The sequence below is a fragment of the Leptothoe sp. ISB3NOV94-8A genome (assembly GCF_043421595.1).
GTDB lineage: Bacteria > Cyanobacteriota > Cyanobacteriia > Phormidesmidales > Phormidesmidaceae > Leptothoe > Leptothoe turfae.
Genome location: NZ_JAXSQW010000001.1, coordinates 1161644 through 1177832, shown reverse-complemented (window position 1 = coordinate 1177832; position 16189 = coordinate 1161644). Strand labels below are relative to the sequence as shown.

Sequence of the window (16189 nt, the reverse complement as noted above, 5' to 3'; positions counted from 1 at the left end):
CGTTGAGAAGGCAATACTTCTTAACTTGGAGGGTTGTAGAGTTCTGAGTTTTTAATTTTGAGTTGTGAGTGCTCGGTTATTGGTTATTAGCTAGTTGTTTTTAGAGGCATATCCTAGGCAAAGGCTATTAATTCAAAACTAAGCACTCACAACTCAGAGCCACCCTCACCCATATTCATAAGACTAAATAGCTTATATAGTATCCGCGCACTCACATTGCCATCCCACTCATGGTTACCGGTCTCGCAAATGTCGCAGCCAATAATATGCCGCCCACTGCGAACCACCTCACGCCATAGACAATAAGCCTCTTCAAGGTTTAGTCCGCCAGGGACCGGTGTACCCGTATGGGGACATAGCTTCGGATCGAGACCATCTACATCGCAGCTGATATACACATGCTCAGGCAAATGGCGCACAATGTCCTGACACTGTTCCAGCCAGCTTTTCCCAGCATAATTTGCCTGCTTTAGCTGTGTATCTAGATAGGTCACAATCCGGTCATTAGAGTCTTGAATCATGGACATTTCACCATGGGAAATATCCCGAATGCCTACCTGCACTAGCTTTGAAATCTGCGGCAGCTGCATCGCGTTAAACATAATCGATGCGTGGGATTCTTGAAATCCCTCGTAGGCATGGCGCAAATCACCGTGGGCATCTAGATGCAAAATACCAAAACTGAGATATTCCTGAGACAGAGCTTCCAAAGCCCCTAACGGCACACTGTGATCGCCACCAATAACGACGATCTTTTTCTGCTGCTGTAGGGCCACTTGGGTTTGATGGCTGACCCAGCGACTCATGGCGCGGCAGCCTTGGTTAATGCGCTCTAGGGCAGCCGCTAGATCTAGATTATCGTCAGGGGTTATGCCCTGCTCAGCATTGCGGATGATTGCGATCGCATCCGGTCTTAACCGCCGATTCTCCGCCAGCAACCACTGTGGAATCGGCAGCATATAAATACCCTGTCGCCATGCTTCAGGATTATCAAAATCATAAAAATCAAGCTGGGGCGATGCCCGTAGAATAGCCTCTGGCCCCCGACATGTGCCATCCTGGTACGACGTCGTCACATCCCAAGGCACGCCAATCACCACCGTACTGGCATGGGCATAATCATGGGGAAACCCAAACAAATTGCCATTGACAGCACCTACCCCGCCCGGATCAAAGCTGGCAATTTTGTTAGAAATACGTTCCTCTGAATCAAATGACTTCTTTTCAGATTGAGACTGTTTACCCATACTATCCTTCAAGGTGAGCGTTCCTTGAGCGCAGCTAAAAGAGACTACTGTCAAAAAATTTTAGCTTCAGCTCCGCTCGCTTAGCAGAAAGCGCAAACTAGTTAACTATCAAGCATGGTACGAATAAAGGTGGGCAAGCAAAACGCCGCCCCATGAATGTCGCTGTTGTAATATTGCAGACCAAACTCTTTAGAAATTAACTGGGCTCGTTCCCGATCAAAATCTGCAACAGGATGTTTGCCCCCCTTAGTGCAGTAAGTGAAGCTCCACATGCCCGTAGGATAGGTGGGAATAAACGCTAAATAACAAAAGACACTGTCGACATTAAAAATATCCTTCAAACAGTGGTTGAGCTCAACAAATGCCTTTTGGTTAAAATGGGGCGACTCACTCTGGGCCGTCATCACCCCGCCTGGTCGTAAACAGCGATAAACATCTTGATAAAACGATTTGGAAAATAGCCCTTCAGCCGGACCCACAGGATCAGAAGAGTCCACAACAATCATATCAAAGCAGGCATCTGGAGCCTGCTTCACATACTCAATGCCGTCATCAATAATTAAATTGAGCTTGGGATGATCAAAGGCCGACGACAAGCTGGGTAAAAATTCCTTAGAGGCCCTGACAACAGCATCATCAATTTCTACCATGGTCACCCTTTCAACAAGGTCGTAGCGCAAAATTTCACGGATGCTGCCCCCATCACCACCGCCCACCACCAGAACGTCCTTCACCTCTGGCTGCATCACCATCGGCACGTGGATAATCATCTCATGGTAGCCCTTCTCATCTTTTTCGCTACACATAACCATTTTATCAACGGCCAACAACTTACCATACTCAAAGGTGTCAAACACCTCTACCGTCTGGTAAGGGGATTTTTCTCGAAACAGACAGTCTCCTTTATGGCGAATCGAGAGGGCCATGTTTTCATTGCGATCGGTAAACCAAACGCTGCGACTATACTTCGGAACTACCATCTGTTGTGCGGCCTCATCCCTCAGCTCTCCCAGTTCCATACTCGCTTTCTCTAATAAATCCAGTTGACCCCGGTTAATTTCCACCGCTGAGCCATGTTCAGCTTGAAATGCTTTTTTGAGAATTTTATAGGATGTCCATGGATTAACCGAATCACCACAGGTAAATAAGTCTACAGCTGCATAGCGGTACTCTGGCCAGGTGTGAATTGCCAAATGACTTTCTTGAATAACGACTACACCTGACACTCCAAAGGGAGAGAAATGATGAAATACCGAGCTAATGATCGTAGCTCCCGACTCTTTAGCTGCACCGACCATGCTTGATTCTATGCATGGCACATCATTCAGCACTTCAGATGAGCAACCATGGAATTCCACTAAAATATGGCGACCAAGAGATTTCATGCACCTACAGCCTCAATATAAGCTACTTAAAAACAGCCATCTTCAAAAGAAACAAATACTTGCCATACCCCTCATGTACCGATAAAGGCTTAAGACCCAACTGGGAATTAGAGAGGTGAGAACCAATAGTAGACCGTCCACATAACTTAGCTAGATAAGTTTATAACTAAATTGACTGAACTGAAACAATCAGACACCATCATAATCATATATTCTTTTGAAAGAGAACTATGATGGTAGTTGGGTCCAAAATTTGAGGACATAACATGCGATCGATTAAAGAGATTGTCATAACTCCCTACGCCCCACTAATCTTCAATCTTCCAACGCTTATTCTGCCTCAACAGCTGCGCAGCTTGGTCTCTAGGCAAAGGTTTTGCAAAAAAATACCCCTGCACATATTGACAACGCAGTTGCTTTAGCAGACAGGCTTGTGCCATGGTTTCTACACCTTCGGCAATAATATCCAAATTCAGACGATGCCCTAAGGACACAATGGTGCCAACAATATCTGCATGTTCACTAATGTTTTCCATGCGGTCAACAAAGGATTTATCAATTTTTAGAGAATCAATCGGCAGCCGATGGAGATAGCTCAGGGATGAATACCCCGTACCAAAGTCGTCGAGACTGATGTGTAAGCCTTTCTCCTTCAATCGTTTCAGCTGCTGAATAGCGGCTTCTACATCTTCCATGGCCACACTTTCTGTGAGTTCTAGTTTGAGGCCACGGGGGTCAATTTGATGCCGCTGTGTAATAGTGGCAATCGTCGTCGCCAGATCTTGTTGAACAAACTGTCGACTAGAAAGATTGACACCAATAAATAGGGGTTGAGGCATGGGAAATTGCTGTTGCCATTGGCGAATTTGATAACAGGCTTCATCTAAAATCCAATCCCCCATAGTTAGAATCATGCCAGTGTCCTCAGCAATGCTAATAAAGTCATTGGGGGGCACGGTGCCACGCTCAGGGTGCAACCAACGAATCAGGGCTTCAAAGCCCGCTATTTTACCCGAGGCTACCTCGATAATCGGTTGATAGTAAAGCTGGAACTGTTCATCATCTCCAGCGTGGCGCAACTCCATCTCCAGTTGAAACTGAGAGACCGAGTGGGTGCGCATGGTTTCGTTGAATACTTCATAGCGATCGCGACCTGATTTTTTGGCTTTACCCAGAGCCCGGTGAGCATCTTGCAACAGTGCATGGGCTCGATATCCCAGCCCTTTATGATGGAGCGCGATCCCAATACTGATGGTGGTGCTGACCAACTGCCCACCAATGTGAATAGAGTGCATCAGCTGTTTTTGCAGAGCAGCCGTGGTGGAGATCGCCTCTTGACGATGGGCCACTGACGGCAAAATTAGGGCAAACTGATTGCCACTTACCCTGGCAGCCGATGCATGGGGCATCAGATAAACGATGCGTTCGGCAACAATTTGCAGTAGCCGATCGGCCACTTGCACGCCCAACGTTTCATTCACTGATTTGAATAAATCCAAATCAAGTAACAGCAGGGCCACCATAGGCTGCGATGCATTACGCTGATTTAGACAGGACTGTAGGCGCTTGAGGCTAGAGACTCGATTGGGCAAACTGGTCAGCGGATCGTAAAAGGTGCGATAAAAAACTTGATAGGCGATGGTACTGCTCACCACGGTGGCAAAGCCCAAAGCAGGTGGCACAATGGGAATCCAACCCTGGTAAAGAAACATCCCCCAGCCGGTAATTACCAGGGAAGCCAGTGCGATCGCACTAGTTAGGGTCAACAGCACAAACCGCTGAATATGCCAAACTAAAACACTTCCCATCAGACACCAAAAGCCTATCCACAGCATTTCCTGCCATTGGGTCCATCCCCAAATCAGAGAATAGTCTCCTTCAACAACTGACAAAATTTGACGCACCGCATGGGCATGTAAAATCACCCCCGGTGTTGTTGCAACCGATCCTGCTTGGGTATTGAGGGAGGTGAAAACAGTGTCTTTAATACTAGGGGCTACGGTACCTATCAAGACCACCTTATTTTTGAACCAATTGGGATCAACCTCGTTATTAAAAACATCCGTCAGAGAGACTTGGCGAATTGATCTGTCGGTGGTCTGGTACTGAAACATGACCTGGTAGCCAGCCATGTCTTCATTCTGATAACCGCCCGTATTTTGGGCCAAAGTAGGGAAAAACCGACCAGCAATGGTGAGGCCTGCTAAATTTTTTTTTAGAATATCGGGGCCATAGCGGTTTTTCAGCACATGCAGGCTTAACTTTAAACCCAAAGCATAGAATTCATCAGGCTTAATGGAGGCAAACATAAAGTTGCGGCGAATCACCCCGTCACTATCAGCCACAAAATCTGCAAATCCCGTACGTTCTAGATCCATCCCTTGCGGCGGTGGGGTGCTGCGGGTGGGATCCAACCCTACATCATATACGCCATAGACATTCTCCACCGCCAGTTGTCGATCTAACTGTTCACGACCGGGAGGATGATCAATGTCTCGATAGATATCCAGGCCAATGGCTACAGGTTCATAGGTCTGTAATTGTTCTAGCAGCTCAGCTATCGTTTGATCACTTAAAGGCCAATGGTTGTAGCGCTTGATATCCATCTCATTAATGCCTACGACCACCACATCGGGCAGATCAACATTGGTCACAGCATGGCGGACACGACTGTCAAATAGTTTAAGTTCTAACTCTTCTAGTCCCCCAAGTTGACGAATACCAATAACAGCAAGAGCTACTCCCAGAGCAATTAATACATAGCCATAGCGCTGCAGCCATCGCCACAGCCACAGCTGCACAGAACGTAGACGACTACGACCGTAAAAGCTACCAAAGTGCAATGGGCCCCCTTAGGATTAGGCAGTCAACTGGATATGATGAATCAGGCGGTAGATTTACCAAGGATTCCCAATCATCGTAAAACCAGACCAATAGGCCGGATGGCTAAAATCCCAACTGCCGCTGGTGCCTAAACCAGACAGATGCCCAATTAGCTGACCATCACTGCCATATACGGTGCCATCTTCAATACCAACCTGGCCGCGCAACATCGCCAACTGGGCCTGACGAAGGGCGGCACTGCGGGTTAAAGGCTGTTCAAGGGCACGATAAAATTCCGCCATCAGGCCCAGGGTGCTCTCATCATCAATGGACCAAAGACTGGCAAACGCTGTTTGAACGCCTACATTAACCGCTAATCCTGCAAATCCAAATTCGGCAGCAGCATCGCCCACTGCTGTGGCACAAGCACTTAAAATCAAGAAGTCAACCGCATCAAGCGGTAATGTCTGCAGCTGTTCCAGGTTCACAGTTTGATCCCAAAGCTGCACATAGGATGCCTCTAAACTGCCAGGCTGAAACACTGCATGGGTAGCTAAATGAACAGTCTTAAAGTTTCCCTGTTCTAAACGCTGCCGTAGCACATCCAGGGTGGCCTCATGATCCAAATATTGCTCATCATCCTGGCGTTGACTAGCCAGTGAAAGCTCAAACGGAACCGCCGCCAGATCGGCATGGGCTTCAAAGTTAGCAACCCCCATAGCCAGGGTAGCCTGTAATGCACCAGGCTCCGTTAACAAGTCTATGGAGGGCTCTAGGGGGGTCAACCCAGCACTGGGCAGTAGGCCAATACTGTAATTCTCGATCAAAAAGCGTTGCCCATCGTGGAGAGCGGCCATCGGCAAAGAGCGTAGCCCAGTATCTAGAACGAAACCAATATGGTCGATATCAGCGACTTCCAACTCGTCTAATATTGGTCGCACTAACCAATCATACAGCTGTTGCGCGGCAGGCAAATACTGAGCAGGGCGCAACACTGGATTTGTAATTGTCTGATGAAACGTTTCTACAACAGCTTTCACGTCTGCGGCAGTAGCCTCAACCGGACGATACACGGGTGCCCCCTCACCAGTGACAAGGACTAACTCGACATGGGTGTCTTTGAGACGAATGTACATCAGAGCCGGTGTAATGGCCTGAGCTTCACTCACCTGCCTCAGAGTTTGCTGGAGTCTCTGTAAGGAGGGTGAGGCGGGCATCGGTAGATTGAGGGCTCTAGCGAACTCAGCTGAGAACGACCTCTCTATTTGAGCCCAAATCAACTCGCTATCGCTAACAGAGCCTTCTTGCTTTTCTCTAGCACCATTGGCTAATGCGTTATGGTTTAGACTGTCGATATTCTCAAGTCCAAGCACAGTGGAAAGATTAGTCAGGTCTGCAACTGGCGACAAAGGTTCTGGGGAGTCAGATTGTGAACCTGACGGGAAAGACTCAAATAAGTTATTGAGTTCAATGGTCTCTAAACTAACTTCTTCAACAGTCTGAGGAGCCGTCAAGGTATCTAAACCGGTCGTAATCTCACCTGCTGTTCCATTTATCCCACCATCACCCAGGGAGAAAGGGATAGCAGGATCACTATTGTAGGTTAAACGAATGGTTCCACCATTTGTTGTCAATAGGCTGGCATTGGTGTCAGCAATCGTATCAATAGCTCGAAATGACTGTTGCGTAGTCACGTTAATATTGCCACCTTGCCCCTCTCCTGTGGCGTTAATAGAGTCCACTACAATCATGCCATCAGCCCTTAGGCCAATATCGCCACCCTGGGTTTGAGCTGAATCAGGGCTAACCGTGATAGACGTAATTTGCTGACTCGTAATGTCTCCTTTACTGGCATTCAACCTAATGGAACCACTATTGCCTGTATTACTGCTAGCCGCCTCTGTATTGGTATTGAGTGCAGCAGTCGTAATATTGCCAGAACGATTAATAAGAGAGATATTACCAGCATCACCAGCGTTGTTAACAGTGGCTTGAACAGATGTTGTCACATCAGCGGTGTTAATGTTGGCAAATGCATCGATAGAAACCTCTCCTCCTGCTCCTGAGTTATTGTTGCCAGAGGTGCCAGCATTCAGAGAACCTGTCACAATGTTGCTTCTGCGACTAATAAGGGTAATATCACCACCGCCACCGCTATTGCTGAGGGCCGTGGTGGCCGTTGTAATATTGCCAACGCTGATCGCACCAGGTGCCGATAAAGCTATCTCACCACCATTGCCACTATTATTAAGGGTGCCACGCGCTGCGCTAATAAGATCGCCACCCACAATACTCCCGCGAGTTGATGTAAGCTGAATATTTCCCGCATTCTCCGAGTTATCGATGGCGGAAAATGCACTAGTATTTAATGTTCCGACCGTAATGTCAGCAGCTGTAATGGCAATGGCTTGCCCTGAAGTGCTCAGACGATCGCCTGGAGCCATGGTAAAACTGCCCTGACCATCGCCATCTGCATCCGCTAAAAAGCTGATACTGCCAGTTCCTTGGCCAAAGGTTAACTCGCCATCGCTTAAGGGTTCAATGGTAATGTTGTTGTCTGCTTGTAGCAACAAATTAATATTGCCGATGATGGAAGACTCTAGGGTGTTTTCATACAATATTTGAGGCTCACCCGTGTCCATACTTCCTGGATCGCTCCCCGCCCGAATTTCAATATTTTCCGGGTCGAGCAGTAAGGTGCCTGGGGCACCTTGCGATCGCAAATCTACTTGTCCACCAAAATACAGCTGCTCCTTGCCAGATACCTCGACTATCCCTCCAGCGGTATTTCCCCGAGCCCTAATCGCCCCCCTAAATTGGGTGAGTCCATCTGACCAGATGACCACTTGTCCACCCGCCTCACCATCAGCAATAATTGTAGAAGCAGCATCGATAAAAGTTGACTGAGCCGTCGGCAACAAGCCCCTGCCCTGATAGTCACCACCAATCAAAACTTGACCACCGTCAGTGGTGCGCAATGTCGCTCCTACAGTCGCCACATGGTCACCAACAATCTGAATACGGTTTAAGCCTAGATTGGTTGTTTGCTGAGTTGTTAGCAGCCCCCCCACTAGCGCTGTTCCAACAGGAACATCGAGCAACTGTCCCCCAGTCAAGCTTAGGGTTCCATCCTGATTGACTTCAATGGCCGTAGCATGGTCAACTCCTGTGGATGTAAGCCACAGGGGTAACGATGCCCTGGGTTGAGCCGCCGCCGCAAACTGCAATCCACCAGCCAAACCAACAATCTCATGGGTGCCAACCGCAGCGATGTTAATTGCTCCACCTCTTATGGTTCCCTGATTAACAACACTATGACCAATTAAGGATAAAGAATTATCGGCACCAACCGTCAGATCACCTAAATTCGTAATGTTACCAGGACTGTCAGGATTGAACTGTAACTGTAAAACGTTACCCTGTACATCACTGGAAAGACCCGTTAGTCCAAAATGTCCCCGCTCAAAATCTAGACGTTCAGCTGTTAAGACGGTAAAATCACCTGCCAAATTGATAGATGCGTCAGTACCGAATAACACACCTGCCGGATTGATCAAATACAAACTAGTTGGACCCCCAATAACGTCTATCAGTCCATTGATCTGCGAGGGCATGCCATTGGTGATGCGGCTAAAAACAGCTTCTACGCAAGATGTCACCTGAAATTCAGCCTGATGATTTTGCTCTAAGTCAAATTGCTCAAAGCTATGGAACAATAGTCTGGCATTATCCGCTGTTGTCCCTCCAGAAATCTCAAATTGATTGTTCTGTTGAACAACTTGAGTTTGTATAGAGTCTTGAGCTGAGATTACCTGGGCATTAGCCCATGGGATCCCTTGCCAAAGAGCTGTGTTAGCGATCCCAGCAGCACATATCTTTTGACCATAACTACGCCATAATATTTGAAGCTTACCCATGACGATTAACACTCCTCAGGTGACGATTTCTGATCAGTACAGTTCCCACCGTCGGTTCTACTGCAGAGTCTCAAGCTGTGGCACTGGAAATAAAATCAATTAACGTCCAAATTTTGGATGTGCAGACGTTCCATGGAACATCTCTGCAACATTTACGTTTGGAATTTTACGTTTGGAATTTATTGATGGCTTGCTCTTGAGCAACCGTTAGTTTATCGCCTCCGTTGTTGGCAGCATAATTTCCACAGAGCTGGCACTCACCGACAGAGGAACAATTTGTTCTAGCCTAGCTGAAGCCATTAGCGTATGCCATTGACTCCATACATCTTGATTGTGTGGATGACGTTGCATCTGTTCCAGCAATACTCCCAGATGGTCATACCAAAGTTTGTTGGCGTCTAAGCTAGAACCCTCAACCCGATCAACCCAACCCTCCACTGAAATATTCTCTGAGCGGTTGTTAGGGTTACAAACGATGGAAGCTGCCCAACGATATCGCTGATTGATTTCTAATTTGGGCGCTCCACCCATGACACCTAAATCTAAACCAACAAGATCAGCGGTAGGTTCAACCGTTAAGTTCGTTTGATAAATAATCTCATCCTGGGCATTAAACAGATAAAACTCTAACTGTTTGGTACTTTTGACATCTGGCACACTAAGCCAAAGTGTTGGTTCCGCTAAGGCCGTTGCCCCTAGATTAGTCTCTGGCACAATGGCCACCAGAGGTGCCGTATTTTGGGCACAGGCAGATGTTGGCAGACGAGAGGCACCACTGATGCGTCTGCCTGGCAAACCTTGGCGAACTTCTTCTTCCTCAGAAGCCTGAACTATACTAGGAGAACAACATTGAAGCCCTAACAATGTTGCTACTCCTATCGCTGTCAAGCGCACTAACCATTTAGAGGCAGGTAAAGAAACTGGGGTAATTGTGTTATTTGTGAGTTTCATGTGAAATAGTAAATTCGATGTCCTGCGGTTTATACGTGTTGTTATTTTTGACAAAGTTCTCAATTTAAATAGCACCCATAGAATAAACAGGACTCAGAGAAGACATACCGTCTAGTTCTTTATGAACTAAAAAGCACAGAGCGAAGCAAAATTAGTTTTACGTTCTATGGATGAGGCTATCTCCTTAATTCCCTCAACATGCCTCTCTTTAACTTTTCTAAGCCATGGGCTACCTGAACCAAAACCGTGGTTGTACTTACCTGATTATGTGTATTATGCGAAAATAAATTTACCTATTTAGACAAAAGTAGAGCTATTTACGCTCTAGCTAACAGGCACTAAAACCCCCGAAATACGTTGCCTTTCAAACCCTAAGTCTTTTATTTAATTTTAAAGTGAAGATTAAAGTAACTGTTTTTAGAAGAAATCAACTAATAATGTTTCGCCATTTGTCGGAAATAAATAATGACGCAATAACAGACATATAAACTCATCAACTTACACAACAATGTTATCTATAGTTTTCAGCAAGAGCTGATGTTGTAAACGATGTGCGCCAAGCTATACATCAGAGTTGAGTCATCTAGACACACAAAAACCGTCCTAGATACTTTTTCTAAGACGGTTTTGTATAGGTGAAATCTCAGTATTTATGAGGAACTATCGTTTAGATTTCACCTGGGTTTTGTGCTTTCTAGACTTAGAGCCAGATTTGCCCTTGTAGTCGTCATCATTATTTCTGCCGTTAGCCTCCCGAGAAATGTAGTCGATCAAGGCTAAGCTTAGTGACTGATCTTCAAAATCTCCATAGGATGTGCGCTTGGTTGATCGTTTTTCAAGCCGTTGATTAGGCTGTTGGAGAATTTTACTTCCTGCTAAAAAGATACCAATGACGATGAATAATGGTAGGAAAGGCATGGGGGTAACCCTCGTAAAATTCAGTAGATGCGCTGATAACAGGGAACATGCATTTAACTTTACCTGTGTGAAATTACCGTGAGGATGATTTTGATCACACGTCCCATAGGATTTTGATAGAGCGTATCTGTGATTAGTAGGGTTGGATACTTAATGATCTCTTAAGCAAGGGAACGTCGCCAGCTGAAGAACCCACGCAGTATATTCTGTAACCGATCGTTTTGGGCATAGCTTTGCTTAGTCAGTTGCAAAGCCGTCTTAGCATTGATTTCTGACAGTGTGGGGTAGATGTGAATGATGCTCTTAAGGGCTCCAATTTTCATTTTGTAGCTCATAGCCAAAACCACTTCATGGATGAGCTCACCGGCATGGGGACCGACGATGTGAGCCCCTAGAATTTCACCGTTTTGACGGGTAATAAATTTGGCAAATCCATGGCCTGCGGCCTCAGCTAAAGCGCGATCGACATCCTTAAACTCGTGCTTTAGTACAGCTACGTCATCCCCGTATCGTTCCTTTGCCTGCGCTTCTGTTAAACCAACGCGGGCAAGTTCCGGTTCTGTAAATGTCGCCCAGGGGATAACCCGATAATCGGCTTTTTTAGTGGCTAGGAATAGCGCATTCTGGATCACAACAGCGGCTTCATAACCAGCGACGTGGGTAAATTGGTATCCACCAATAACGTCGCCAGCACCATAAATGTGCTTGACGCTGGTCTGAAGTTTTTCATTGACCTTAATACCGGCTTTACCGACTTCTACACCGGCTGCCTCCAGACCTAAGGATTCTACATTGGGGATGCGACCTGTGGAGAGCAAGATCTCGTCCACAACAATGACTTGGTCGCCGACATAGAGATGCTTTTTGCCGTCAATCACCTCTACTTTCTTGGCTCGGCTTTTGGTAAGAATGCGAATGCCTTCGGTCTCAAGCTGCTTTTGGACAACAGCCGCTGCCTCAGGTTCTTCCTTAGGCATAATCTGATCGCGGCTGGCAATGATAGTGACCTCAGCTCCCAAACGGGCAAAGGATTGACCGAGTTCACAGCCAATGGGACCAGCGCCAATTACGGCTAGGGAATCGGGTCGCTCTTTCAAGGAAAAGACCTGTTCATTGGTCAAAAAGCCAGCTTCTTTGATGCCTTCAATGGGAGGAATTGCAGGTCGAGAACCGGTTGAAATTAGAAAATTACGTCCTTTTAATTGCTTGCCGTTGACTTCAAAGGTTTTTGAGTCAGTAAACTGACCGGAGCCATAGAAAACATCGACGCCGAGGGCTTCAAATCGCTCCGTTGAGTCATGCTCTTGAATGATACCGATAACGTTCTGAACATGGTTGATGGCTTCTTCAAACTTGATGGTGGGTTTTGAGGTGTAGATGCCAAACTGGGACCCAGTCCGTACATGATGGGCCACCTGACCAGCGTGGATAAGGGACTTACTGGGGACACATCCATAGTGGAGACAGTCGCCCCCCAGTAGATGTTTTTCGACTAAGGCAACACGAGCCTTGAGCTGAGCCCCAGCGCTAGCGGCTACTAAACCGGCAGAACCGCCACCAATAACGACAAGATCGTACTCCACTGCCATAGTTTGCTGCTCCTGTTTGGGTTCATGTTCGAAGCTACAGGCCATTCCTGAAACCTGGCTGAGAACCTCTAGAAAAAAAGCTAAAGGTCATCGCTGTGGCAATTTTTCCCAACGTTGGCTTAGTTTGACGACTGCAGGTGGCAGAAGCAACTAAAAATGCTGCTTTGCCTACCCAGTTTTATTGAACTAGGTTTGTCTAAATATAGGGCTTAGCCCTTAGCTATCTTCACATGACTGTAAAAAGTTCAAAATCAGCTGTTACCGATGCAAAATGCGAGCCTCTAACTGGTTCACTGCCTTTGGGCACTATCATTCCCATAGTGCCAAGTACAGCCAAAATACGGGTCCTTTATAAGGGCCATCGGGTAGGAGGGGTGTTATGTTCGGCATTGGGCAAAAACCGCTCGGGCAGTTCACTCTTGGCCATCAGTGGCTGGGATAGAGGCTGTTGACATAGAATTGCTGTGCAAACCAGCGGCTAAGCAGTTACCAGATCTAAGTCCTGTTTGCCTCGCAATAGGTCGGTTATTTCATGTTTGTACGACTGAAACTTAGGATCGCGCTTCATGGCGTAGGTGCGTGCTTCAGGTAGATCAACGGTAATCTCACGCTGAATGGTTCCGGGACGTGCCGTCATCACATAGATCCGCTGGGATAGAAACACGGCTTCTTCCACATCGTGGGTAATCATCAAAATGGTGCAGCGGGTGCGTTTCCACAAATCCAACAGAAATAGCTGCATGACTTCTTTGGTTTGCACATCCAAGGCTCCAAAGGGTTCATCCATGAGCAGGATTTTAGGATGACAGGCCAGGGCGCGTGCGATCGCAACCCGCTGTTTCATTCCCCCCGACAACTCTTTAGGCAATGACTTAGCAAAGTTAGCCAGCCCTACCACATCCAAGTAGTAGCTAGCCCGCTCACGCCTTGCCTTTTGGGTTACCCCCTGTAGCTTCAGACCAAACTCAACATTGCTCTGTACCGTCATCCAGGGATAGAGGGTGTACTTCTGGAATACCATGCCACGGTCAGCCCCTGGCCCCGTCACTGGCTCAAAATCAACGGTAATCTCACCGCCGGTGGGCGTATCCAAACCAGCAACCAATCGCAGTAATGTTGACTTCCCTGAGCCAGAAGCGCCCACAGCACAGACCAGCTCCCCTGTTTCAACATGGATATTAATGTCTTTAAGAGCTAGCAGCGGCCCCTGCTTCGTTGAAAATTGTTTATAAAGCTTAGAAATTTCAAGATGCATAACTAATCAAACGCCCACTTACAGCTTGTCTTGAGCACCCAACGAAAGATTAAATCTAAAGCAAATCCGATGACTCCCAACATAATCAGGCAAGCAAAAATCTCATCAGTTTTAAAGAAGCGCTGGGCCAGCAGAATACGTTTGCCCAACCCTTCCTCGGCTGCCACCAACTCGGCAATTACCACCAAGTTCCAAGCTGTGGCGACGTTAATACGAAAAGTATCGATAATACTCGGAATAACGTAGGGCGTAATCACTGACATCAGCACCTGCCAGCGTCGTCCCCCCAGAGTATAGGTAGTCTCGATCAAGTCCTTAGGCACAAATTTAACCGCATCCATAATCATCAGAGTGTTGTAAAACACCGTACCGATCACAATAAGTGCGATTTTAGGCTCTTCATTTAGACCCAGATAGATAATTAATAGCGGAATAAACGCCGGAGCAGGCATGTACCGCAAAATCCCAACAATCGGCTCCAGCATGGCGCGAATACTGGCAAAGGCTCCCATACTGATTCCCAACGGTATCGAGACAATCGCTGCCAAGGTGAAGCCAGCCGTTACTCGCCCAAAACTTGCAAAAATATCTTGGGTGATAAATCCTTTTTCCCATAGTCGTTGAAAAGCGCCAGCCACATTCTGAGGACTAGGCAAAAACTTAGGATTTACCCCCGTATAGTTAGACAGTAGCCACCAGGCTGTTAAAGGCACTACTACGGAAGCAACAATTAGAATCCAGTTCAGCGAATCTGGAATCTCTTCAGCAATACGCCAAAACACCGTGGGCTCTAGGCTTTTAGGCGTTGGCTCAAAATCATCTTTGAACGGTTCAGATGTTTGAGTCATCGGTCGTTCTTCCTAAGAAAACATAAAAAACAGGTAGGGGCGCACAGTTCGCCCCTACCATCAGAGCTATTTACAAGCCCTCTGAATAGGCTTGCACGAAACTATCATCTAAGATGGCACCCAAATCTTCAGGACCGGCCTCAATAAAGCCCACATCCACCATAAAGTCGTTCATTTTCTGCGCAGCAAAGGGCATATGTTTCATACCCTCACCCTCGCTAAACGCTTCTAAATTCTCTTCAATGGTGAAGATGCGAGTACCCGCTTTGAAATCTTCATAGTCTTCAACGGAAACACCAGAGCGCTCCGCCATGATTTTATTGGACTCCTCTGGATTTTTGGCGATGTAATCAAGGGTGGCAAACCAGGTGTTAACCAAAGCCTGCACCTGTTCAGGTTGCTCATCAATCATTGTTTGACTCACCACCAATAGGTCCGGAATTGCCCCTGGATAATCCTTGGACGATAACAGTTCTTTGCTACCTTCACGTTCCAGGGCAATCCCCCAGAAAGGTGGCCATCCAGCAAAAGCATCCACCTGACCAGAGGCAAACGCTGCCGCCGCTGCCCCCGTTTCTAAATTCTTGATGGTGATATCAGAACGAGACATACCAGCCTCCTCCAGGGCCTGGGTAAGCATAAAGTCACCCACCACACCTTCTTCTAGGGCAACAGTCTTGCCCTTTAGATCTTCAACACTATTAACCCCTTCGGCAACAACCACTTTGTCATTGCCGGCTGAGTTGTCATTGACCAAAACAGCCACTTCCCCATTGACAGCATCCGCCGCAAATGAAATGGTGTCGTTCAACGTTTGACTATTCCCATCCAGCTGACCAGCAGCAAAGGCCTCCATGGAGGCTAGATAGCCGTCAAACCACTTGAGTTCTACATTGGCTCCATTGGCCTCGAACAGTCCTTTTTCTTCCGCTACAGCCCAGGGTAGCCAGCCGGGCCAATTACTGTATCCAATCACTAAAGGAGCACCTTCAGCCGCAGCTATCTCTGGGGCATCAGCGGCAGGTTCAGAGGTGGTTTCTGGAGCATTGCCAGCACACCCTACAGCAACCACCACACCAAAGACAAAGGCTAAACATGTAGATAAAAATCGTTGTCGTCGCATCGCACACCTCACTAAACTGTGGAACTAGTTAGTAGCTGTCTTGGGTAATCACATCGGCATTGCTGATCCTCGGGATGACTTTAGTTGTGAGATATCGTCAAATAGCAATAGCTCTAGATTGATTCATCCCCTA

General features: G+C 47.1%; 10 protein-coding genes. All 10 read right to left on the bottom strand.

All coding sequences use genetic code 11. From position 1 onward, the window contains the following. Positions 1–146: 146 nt before the first annotated feature. Complete coding sequence (locus tag SPB21_RS05205) at positions 147–1247, bottom strand: agmatinase family protein (protein WP_250564988.1); 1101 nt, start codon at positions 1245–1247, stop codon at positions 147–149. A gap of 101 nt (positions 1248–1348) precedes the next feature. Continuing rightward, a complete protein-coding gene (gene speE / locus SPB21_RS05200; RefSeq protein WP_163703126.1) occupies positions 1349–2632 on the bottom strand; it encodes a polyamine aminopropyltransferase in 1284 nt (427 codons plus the stop codon). 308 nt (positions 2633–2940) lie between these two features. Then, entirely contained in the window at positions 2941–5475 is a 2535-nt protein-coding gene (locus tag SPB21_RS05195; RefSeq protein WP_163665372.1) for an EAL domain-containing protein, read from the bottom strand. Between the two features lie 54 nt (positions 5476–5529). After that, positions 5530–9372 (bottom strand): CHAT domain-containing protein, encoded by a 3843-nt coding sequence (locus tag SPB21_RS05190; RefSeq protein ID WP_499865818.1) that lies wholly within the window; start codon positions 9370–9372, stop codon positions 5530–5532. A 207-nt stretch (positions 9373–9579) separates the two neighbouring features. Next, a complete protein-coding gene (locus SPB21_RS05185; RefSeq protein WP_499865816.1) occupies positions 9580–10323 on the bottom strand; it encodes a DUF928 domain-containing protein in 744 nt (247 codons plus the stop codon). 660 nt (positions 10324–10983) lie between these two features. Then, entirely contained in the window at positions 10984–11241 is a 258-nt protein-coding gene (locus SPB21_RS05180; protein WP_163703129.1) for a hypothetical protein, read from the bottom strand. Positions 11242–11402: 161 nt separating this feature from the next. Continuing rightward, entirely contained in the window at positions 11403–12830 is a 1428-nt protein-coding gene (locus tag SPB21_RS05175) for a dihydrolipoyl dehydrogenase family protein (protein ID WP_163671433.1), read from the bottom strand. 478 nt (positions 12831–13308) lie between these two features. After that, on the bottom strand, positions 13309–14085 hold the full coding sequence (locus SPB21_RS05170; protein WP_499865813.1) for an ABC transporter ATP-binding protein: 777 nt from the start codon (positions 14083–14085) through the stop codon (positions 13309–13311). Between the two features lie 2 nt (positions 14086–14087). Continuing rightward, the gene (locus tag SPB21_RS05165) at positions 14088–14933 is read right to left on the bottom strand and encodes an ABC transporter permease (RefSeq protein ID WP_163702807.1); all 846 of its coding nucleotides are present in this window, start codon (positions 14931–14933) and stop codon (positions 14088–14090) included. A 70-nt stretch (positions 14934–15003) separates the two neighbouring features. Then, positions 15004–16056 carry an ABC transporter substrate-binding protein gene (locus SPB21_RS05160; protein WP_163671430.1) on the bottom strand — a complete coding sequence of 351 codons (1053 nt, stop codon included), beginning with the start codon at positions 16054–16056 and terminating at the stop codon, positions 15004–15006. Positions 16057–16189 lie beyond the last annotated feature (133 nt).

Excerpts from the sequence above, each read along its gene's own strand:
- SPB21_RS05205 (WP_250564988.1), bottom strand. The coding sequence starts at position 1,247 with ATGGGTAAACAGTCTCAATCTGAAAAGAAGTCATTTGATTCAGAGGAA.
- speE (WP_163703126.1), bottom strand. The coding sequence starts at position 2,632 with ATGAAATCTCTTGGTCGCCATATTTTAGTGGAATTCCATGGTTGCTCA.
- SPB21_RS05190 (WP_499865818.1), bottom strand. The coding sequence starts at position 9,372 with ATGGGTAAGCTTCAAATATTATGGCGTAGTTATGGTCAAAAGATATGT.
- SPB21_RS05185 (WP_499865816.1), bottom strand. The coding sequence starts at position 10,323 with ATGAAACTCACAAATAACACAATTACCCCAGTTTCTTTACCTGCCTCT.
- SPB21_RS05180 (WP_163703129.1), bottom strand. The coding sequence starts at position 11,241 with ATGCCTTTCCTACCATTATTCATCGTCATTGGTATCTTTTTAGCAGGA.
- SPB21_RS05175 (WP_163671433.1), bottom strand. The coding sequence starts at position 12,830 with ATGGCAGTGGAGTACGATCTTGTCGTTATTGGTGGCGGTTCTGCCGGT.
- SPB21_RS05170 (WP_499865813.1), bottom strand. The coding sequence starts at position 14,085 with ATGCATCTTGAAATTTCTAAGCTTTATAAACAATTTTCAACGAAGCAG.
- SPB21_RS05165 (WP_163702807.1), bottom strand. The coding sequence starts at position 14,933 with ATGACTCAAACATCTGAACCGTTCAAAGATGATTTTGAGCCAACGCCT.
- SPB21_RS05160 (WP_163671430.1), bottom strand. The coding sequence starts at position 16,056 with ATGCGACGACAACGATTTTTATCTACATGTTTAGCCTTTGTCTTTGGT.